The organism is Streptomyces anatolicus (genome assembly GCF_019400875.1).
Taxonomy (GTDB): Bacteria; Actinomycetota; Actinomycetes; order Streptomycetales; family Streptomycetaceae; genus Streptomyces; species Streptomyces anatolicus.
Map to the genome: position 1 here is coordinate 1 of NZ_WMBF01000478.1, position 4835 is coordinate 4835.

Annotated in this window: 6 protein-coding genes; 4 read left to right on the top strand and 2 right to left on the bottom strand. The window is 72.9% G+C overall.

Going from position 1 to position 4835, the window contains the following annotated elements:
* The first annotated feature begins 508 nt into the window (after window positions 1–508).
* Window positions 509–1339, top strand: coding sequence for a maleate cis-trans isomerase family protein (locus tag GKQ77_RS27775; protein WP_219691674.1), 831 nt, complete (start codon window positions 509–511; stop codon window positions 1337–1339).
* Entirely contained in the window at window positions 1336–2073 is a 738-nt protein-coding gene (locus tag GKQ77_RS27780) for a maleate cis-trans isomerase family protein (protein WP_219691675.1), read from the top strand. Before GKQ77_RS27775 ends, GKQ77_RS27780 begins: the two co-directional genes overlap by 4 nt.
* Window positions 2074–2121: 48 nt before the next feature.
* Here GKQ77_RS27780 and GKQ77_RS27785 read toward each other — a convergent pair whose 3' ends face one another.
* Both GKQ77_RS27785 and GKQ77_RS27790 read right to left on the bottom strand, forming a co-directional pair.
* Complete coding sequence (locus GKQ77_RS27785) at window positions 2122–2313, bottom strand: hypothetical protein (protein WP_219691676.1); 192 nt, start codon at window positions 2311–2313, stop codon at window positions 2122–2124.
* Between the two features lie 65 nt (window positions 2314–2378).
* Window positions 2379–2627: a hypothetical protein gene (locus tag GKQ77_RS27790; RefSeq protein WP_219691677.1), complete on the bottom strand. Its 249-nt coding sequence runs from the start codon at window positions 2625–2627 to the stop codon at window positions 2379–2381.
* Between the two features lie 203 nt (window positions 2628–2830).
* On the opposite strand from GKQ77_RS27790, the gene GKQ77_RS27795 reads away from it, so the two are divergent.
* Both GKQ77_RS27795 and GKQ77_RS27800 read left to right on the top strand, forming a co-directional pair.
* Entirely contained in the window at window positions 2831–3961 is a 1131-nt protein-coding gene (locus GKQ77_RS27795; RefSeq protein ID WP_372459998.1) for an LLM class flavin-dependent oxidoreductase, read from the top strand.
* A gap of 329 nt (window positions 3962–4290) precedes the next feature.
* Window positions 4291–4644 carry a DUF8844 domain-containing protein gene (locus GKQ77_RS27800; protein ID WP_219691678.1) on the top strand — a complete coding sequence of 118 codons (354 nt, stop codon included), beginning with the start codon at window positions 4291–4293 and terminating at the stop codon, window positions 4642–4644.
* Window positions 4645–4835 lie beyond the last annotated feature (191 nt).

Sequence of the window (4835 nt, forward strand, 5' to 3'; positions counted from 1 at the left end):
CGAGAACGGTTGTTCCGGGGGGTGGTCCGGGCGTCGATTCGGACATCGAGGGGAAACCGTTTCGCAATGAGGTTCCGCTTCTCTGAAGAGGTACGGCTCGGCTGTCTGCGAGGGGTCGGGAATGCGTCTGCGGTGGGTCTGCGATGCGTGCGCCTGCGCGCGCCTGCGTGCGTCCGCGATGCGTCTGAGATGTGCCGATTGACCACGCTCGCACCCGAACCTACCTTCGTCAACAGAGGCACTGCCGCACACGCATACCGACAGCCGCGTACGCTCCGTGCGCTCACCGGCACGAAGCGTCCGCGCGTTCCTTCCGTATGTTCCGTCCGTACGTTCCGTCCGCTCGATCCGCCTGCCCGACCCGTCCGCACGTTCCGCCCGCACGTTCCGCCCGCGTGGTCCGCCCGCGCGGCCGTCCCCGTCCCGACGTCCCGGCGCGTCGCCGGTATCGCTCGTCCCCGGCCCCCGGCCGGTCCCTGCTCACCACGCATGAACTTGGGGCCTGCTCATGGACGTCTCCTTCCTCGGCGGACCGCACCCACAACGAGGTGTCGGTGTCGTTGCCCCTTTCGACTTCGCCCTCGACCGCGAACTGTGGCGCTGGGTCCCGGACGAGGTCTCCCTCCATCTGACCCGCACCCCGTACGTGCCGGTCGAGGTCAGCCTGGACCTGGCGCGGCTGGTCAGCGAGCACGAGACGCTCGCCGATGCGGTGCGCGCGCTGACCGTCGCCGAGCCCGAAGTCCTCGCGTACGCCTGCACGTCGGGCAGTTTCGTCGGCGGCGTCGCGGGGGAGCGGGCGATGTGCGAGGCCATGACCCGCGAGGGCGCGGTCGCCGCGGTGACCACCTCCGGCGCGCTCCTGGAGGCCCTTGACGAACTGGGCGTCCGGCACATCGCGCTAGTCACCCCCTACACCTGGTCGGTGACGCAGGCCCTTGAGGAGTATCTGGCCGAGGCGGGCGTCTCGGTCGACGCCCGCGCCTACCTCGGTCTGACCCGGCACATCTGGAAGGTCTCCTACCGGGACGTGGCCGACATGGCGCGCCGCGCGGTCCGGGGCAGCGCGGACGCCCTCTTCATCAGCTGCACGAACCTCCCCACGTACGACGTGATCCCGCAACTGGAAGCGGAACTGCGCGTACCGGTGATCTCGGCGAACCAGGTGACGATGTGGTCGGCCCTGCGTCGGCTGGGTACGCGTGCGGTAGGGCCTTATCAGGCACTGATCGACCCGGGGGCGCGGCCGGGCGCGAGCGCGCTGGACCCGCCGCCCCCACAGGGCCTGCCCGAGGGACCACCCGCGGGACCACCCGCAGAAGGAGGAGGCTGGACGTGACGGCACTCGGATTTCTCTACCCGGGGCACTCGGCCGAGGACGACTATCCCCGCATGGAGCAGATGCTCGGCAGCGATGTCCGGCTCCAGGTCGTCCATACGGACATCGGCGAGGACGCGCACCGGGTCGACGCGCTCCTGGAGATGGGCTCGGCGGCGCGGCTCGCCGCCGGCGTCGAGGAGCTGCGGCTCTCCGGCGCGGAGGCGGTGGTCTGGGCGTGCACCAGCGGCGGTTTCGTCCGCGGCTGGGAGGGCGCGCACGACCAGGTCCGCGAGCTCGCCCGGGCCGCGGGGATGCCCGCCTCCTCGACCTCGTTCGCCTTCGCCCACGCCGTACGTGAGGTGGGCGCGGGCAGCGTCGCGATCGCGGCGACGTATCCGGAGGACGTGGCCGGGCACTTCTCGGAGTTCCTGAAGGCGGCGGGCGTGGAGGTCGTCGCGGTGCGGGGCAGTGGCGTGATCACGGCGGCGGAGGTCGGGACGTGGGGCCGCGACGAGGTCCTCGCGCTGGCCCGCGACGGCGACCACCCGGACGCGCGGGCGCTGCTCCTGCCGGACACGGCCCTGCACACGGCGGCGTACGTACGCGACCTGGAGGCGGCGCTGGGCAAGCCGGTCCTGACGGCCAACCAGGTCACGGTCTGGGAGGCCCTGCGGCTCGCCGAGCGCCGGGTGAACGCGCCGGAGCTGGGTTCCCTCTTCACGAAGGAGCCGCTGGTGCAGGTCAAGGGGTGAGCCGGCAGGCCTGCACGGGGGCACCGCAGGCCCTCTCGGGGTCACCTCCTAGGGGCTGAGGATCAGCCTCACCACCGTTAACGTCTGGACCGATCCGGAGACGTAGTACAGGACGATGGCACCGTCGACCGTGGCCTCCCTGCGGTCGGGGTCGTCCCGTACGGGTGTCGAGCCGTGGCCATAGGGGTCCCGGCCGACGGTCCTGGCGAGGGCCGCGCGGAAGGCGTCGGCGTCGCCCATCTTGGCGAGGGTGTCGTCGGCGGGCGGCGCGTAGGTGACGCGGTGGCCCTTGCGGTGGCGAGGGCTCACGACGTGCCCCGCCTCTCGGCCTCGTCGGACGCCAGCCGGGCGAGCCGCTCCTCGGCGTCGGGATCGGGCACGGCCTCCAGCATCCAGTGCCGCATCACGGCGTGGATCTCGTCGACCCCGGCGGCGTTGATGGCCCGGTCGAACTCCGCGCGCCGCTCCTCGGGCAGGGCGGCGCGGATGTCCGGGAGGGTGTTGGGCACCTCGACCTCGACTCCGTCGACGAGGGTCTTCAGGGGATCAGCCATGGCGGCACGGTAACTGGCCCCGGGGCCCTCAGGGGTGTGGATCGGGGTGCGGTCAGGGGCCCTGATCCTGCTCGGGGAATAAAACGGAGCCAGCCTCCTGTTGACGCGCCCGTACCCACGTGACGTATGTACGCAGTGCAGGAGGCACCCCAGTGACAGTGGACCCGACCGGCGACGGCAACCGCGACGACGGCATCCGCGGGGTGCCGGGGGCCGACGATGAAGGCATCCGGGGGGTGCCGGGGGCCGACGATGAAGGCATCCGGGGTGAGCGGCACGGCTCCGCGCCCGTGCCGCTGTCCGTGCTCGACCTCGTCACGGTCGGCGCCGGGCGCACCGCCACCGACGCGCTGCGCACCAGCGTCGAGATCGCCAAGCTGGCCGAGGCGCGCGGCTTCCACCGCTACTGGGTGGCCGAGCACCACTCCATGCCGGGCGTCGCGTCTTCCTCCCCGGCCGTGATCCTCGCCCACCTCGCCGCCCACACCGAACGCATCCGGCTCGGCTCCGGCGGCGTCATGCTGCCCAACCACGCCCCGCTCGTCATCGCCGAGCAGTTCGGCACCCTGGAGGCGATGGCTCCCGGCCGCGTCGACCTCGGCCTCGGGCGGGCGCCCGGCACGGACGGCGCGACCGCGGCGGCCCTGCGCCGCGCGGACCGCCTGAACGAGGGCGCCGACGACTTTCCGCAGCAGCTCGCCGAGCTGATCCGCTTCCTGGACGACGACTTCCCCGACGGCCACCCCTACGGGCGTATCCACGCGGTCCCCGGCCCCATCCAGGCGACCTCGCCCGGCGGCGTCCAGTCCCCGCACCGCCCGCCGGTGTGGCTGCTCGGCTCCTCCGGCTTCAGCGCCCGCCTCGCCGGGGTGCTGGGCCTGCCGTTCGCCTTCGCGCACCACTTCTCGGCGCGGAACACGATCCCGGCGCTCGACCTCTACCGCGAGTCGTTCAAGCCCTCCGCGCTCCTGGATGCCCCCTACGCCCTCATCGGCGTCTCGGCGCTGGCGACCGACGACGAGAACGAGGCGCGCCGCCAGGTGCGGGCGGCGGCCCTGAACATGGTCCGCCTCCGCACGGGCCGCCCCGGCCTCGTCCCCACGCCGGAGGAGGCGGAGGCGTACGAATTCAACGAGATGGAGCGGGAGTTCGTGCAGAGCTGGAACTCCAACGTCATCCACGGCACCGCCGACCAGGTCCGCACGGGCCTGGACGACCTCGCGAAGCGGACGGGAGCGGACGAACTCATGATCACGGGCAACGCGCATGATGGCGGGGTCCGCCTGCGCTCGTACGGGCTTATCGCCGACGCGTATCACTTGCCGGGGGCATAGAGCCCCGTAAGGGGCGCGGGGAACGGCGCGAGCAACCAGCATGCGACCCGCACGGGGGCGGAGGCCGCCGCGGGCAGACGCGTCCGTGCGGGCCGAGCCTGGCTGGGCGCGCAGTTCCCCGCGCCCCTGCGGGGCGCGTTCCCGTACCCGGAGTCATAGGGCCCCGTCAGGGGCGCGAGGAACGGCGCGAGCAACCGAGATCCGACCCGCACGGCCGCGAGGCCTGCTACGGGCCGGGCCCCGCCCCCGCCGGGGCCCACTTGTGCCAGCGGGGAGAATGGAAGACGGCCGACGCCGCCCCGCGGCACCGCAGCGAACGAGGAGGAACCATGGCGGAGCCCCAGCGGCCCCGGACCGAACAGCGCATGCGCCCCGCGCCCCTGCTCTTCGAGCCGGCGGAGGCATCGGCCGACCCCGAGCACTTCTTCGACCTGGAGTCGATCGAGGACCCTCGCGAACTGCTCGCCCGCGCGACGGAGCTGACGCACGCGTTCCGGGCCGCGACGGACCGTTCCGTCGAGTTCCAGGCCATCGCGGCCGCCCAGCTCGCCGATCCCCGCCGGTTCGACCGGCTGACGCCCGCCCTGATCGCGGAGCGCGCCGAGTGGACCGAGGACTACGCGAAGAAGATGGTCGAGTTCGGCCGGGACCTGTTGCGCGGCGGTGCCGACAAGCGCGGCTGAGGGCGGCAGCGCGCCGACGGCGACCGGCGGCGACCGGGGGCGACCGGTGACGGCGGACGGCGTCGGCGTACGGCGTCGGCGTACGGCGTACAAGATCATCCGGCATATGCCGGAAGCGCAGGGCAAGGTACTCCACCCCGTCGCCCGCCGTCCCGGCTTCCCGCAACTCCCCGAGACGGAACGCTCACCCC

What these genes read in the sequence shown, in the direction of transcription:
- GKQ77_RS27800 (WP_219691678.1), top strand. Translation starts at nt 4,291, where the DNA reads ATGGCGGAGCCCCAGCGGCCCCGGACCGAACAGCGCATGCGCCCCGCG.
- GKQ77_RS27775 (WP_219691674.1), top strand. Translation starts at nt 509, where the DNA reads ATGGACGTCTCCTTCCTCGGCGGACCGCACCCACAACGAGGTGTCGGT.
- GKQ77_RS27785 (WP_219691676.1), bottom strand. Translation starts at nt 2,313, where the DNA reads ATGGGCGACGCCGACGCCTTCCGCGCGGCCCTCGCCAGGACCGTCGGC.
- GKQ77_RS27790 (WP_219691677.1), bottom strand. Translation starts at nt 2,627, where the DNA reads ATGGCTGATCCCCTGAAGACCCTCGTCGACGGAGTCGAGGTCGAGGTG.